The 1,521-nt window shown below is 30.2% G+C and carries 1 protein-coding gene; it reads right to left on the reverse strand.

Annotated features, from left to right (window positions below; translation table 11 throughout):
• A partial coding sequence (locus WGMM_RS01790) for a hypothetical protein (RefSeq protein ID WP_038249208.1) occupies nucleotides 1–1,194 on the reverse strand: 1,194 nt, incomplete at its 3' end.
• Nucleotides 1,195–1,521 lie beyond the last annotated feature (327 nt).

A 1,521-nucleotide genomic window follows, 5' to 3' on the forward strand; every position in this document is an offset into this window, starting at 1 on the left:
TTCTGTTGAAGGATTTTCCAGCTGAATATCTAGCTCATTCTGTATGTTCGATAAACAAATTAAAGCTGAATCAAAAATTTCATCACACTGCTTTGCTTCATGTATATCATCAATTATTTCCTCGAATTCTTCCACATCATCCATTTCTTGCGGCGCACTTTTTAATATCGCTTTTATTTGGTTTAAGTTTTGACGAATTTTCTCCTGATATCCAACAATTCTCTCTTGATATATATCAATCATTTTTTGACATGCGTTGCCTCTAAATGGATGTTCTTTTTTCTCTTTTATGTAAGAATTTTGAAAGTCTTTACAGTTAAGGATTGCTTCTCTATGTTTTTTTATGTCATTAATTGCGCTGATTATCGACTTATCTATTTTCTTTAAATTTTCTTCCCGTTCTTCCCTTTTAATTATACTTTTGGATTCATTTTTTATCTGGTTCATTTTGTCATACAGGTTTCTGCATCCTTTGTAAGATGCCATTGGTTGTAACATTCCTTCTTTTACACCTTTATTGTAAAAATTCTTCAACTCATCACTTGATAGTATTGTTATGGCATCTTTCCTTTTACCTTGTGATTTAGGATACTTTTTATTCAATAAACTAACATGATTTAACAAGAAATCTCTAACTAGCCCTTCTTTTTTTACTTCGGATAATCTTTCTAGTGTTTCTATATATTTCAGAGTTTCCGCAAAGAGCTTTCCACCAGAGGGAGCAAATCCTTGAAGTGATTTACTCTGTGCTTTACAAAAATCGGTTTGTAAAAAATCTTCAGCTTGTTTTTTTATTACTGAAAGTTCATTAAAGGCTTTTTCTGGATTGATTTTTCTCAAAATACTAATAGCTTTTCTAATCGCTTTTTCTCTCTTTTTATTATCTTGCTTTTCATTTAATATGAGATGTTCAGTTTTGGTAAAAGCATTACCTTGATCACTCTTTGCAATGTTACAAAGGATGTTTTTTACAACTTCTTCGGTTGCTGCATAATCTATTTCTTTTGCAAAGCAGTCAACAAATGATTGCCAAACTTTTTTATTAACAAGTTTACTTGTCTTATTTTCAAAATCTTCTATATCTTTGAATCCTAAAATAGTATAGAGATTTTTTTCGATTATTGGTTCGGCATGTTGTTTTGCCACTTTACCTTTTATATTGAATGGAAATTTACTAATCTTAGTTGTACCCACAATGTTACCTCAATATTAACGATATCTATAAAAGTATAAAGATTTAATATTTAATTTTTAATTAATTACTAGCACAGCTAACTACGGGAGCATTATGCTAGCATCAATTAACACTTTAACTTCTAACTTGTCATCAGTAACATTGTTTATATAAAAACTATAATTTTTATGCCTGAACTTGGGAATATATTGCTATTGCTAGCCTGCTTATTGTCTTTGACATATTTGTTTTTACCGCTTAGTTCTTGTCGGTTTATTACCACTGCCATATTTTTTTTGTGTATCAGCGTTCAATGGCTATTCTGATCTACTGCCACATTACAAATG

Origin of the sequence: Wolbachia endosymbiont of Glossina morsitans morsitans, from assembly GCF_000689175.1 — a bacterium.
GTDB lineage: Bacteria > Pseudomonadota > Alphaproteobacteria > Rickettsiales > Anaplasmataceae > Wolbachia > Wolbachia pipientis.